Raw genomic sequence first — 448 nt, 5'->3', positions numbered from 1 at the left:
TCGATCCCCTGACCACCCATCAGAGATTATATAGCAGGAAGAATTTTATTATTCTTCCTGTTTTTATTATATCAGAATATATTAAAAAAGTTTTACAGCTACCATCTTAAGTAACTGTAAAACTTTTTTCTTTATCCTTCTCTCTTAAATGGTCCTTTAGGTGCAATTAATTCTAAATTTGTTCCATCTGGGTCTTTAAAATAAACTACCCCTGTCCCAAAACCTGCTTTTAATCCATCTGATTCTTCAAAATAAATTGGTTCTCCTTCTGGTTCAATGCCAATTTCTTTCATTCTAGCAACTGCTGCTTCAATATCATCAACTTCAAAGCAAAGATGCATCGCGCTGATTTGTTCATTAGAATAATTAACCTTAGTAGATTTTGGTTCCACATATTGTCAACTGCCCCAGTCTAAAGACGTGGGGCTTGTAACTCACGACCTTACGG

General features: G+C 35.0%; 1 pseudogene. It reads right to left on the bottom strand.

Features of this window, described 5'->3' with window-relative positions:
- Positions 1-131: 131 nt before the first annotated feature.
- Positions 132-398, bottom strand: a pseudogene (locus FC55_RS09665) (VOC family protein); the annotation flags it as partial.
- Between the last annotated feature and the right edge of the window lie 50 nt (positions 399-448).

It is taken from the genome of Ligilactobacillus salivarius DSM 20555 = ATCC 11741, from assembly GCF_001435955.1.
In the GTDB taxonomy this organism is placed as follows: domain Bacteria; phylum Bacillota; class Bacilli; order Lactobacillales; family Lactobacillaceae; genus Ligilactobacillus; species Ligilactobacillus salivarius.
Note: the sequence above shows the minus strand (reverse complement) of the source record. Positions and strands in the feature narration are given on the sequence as shown.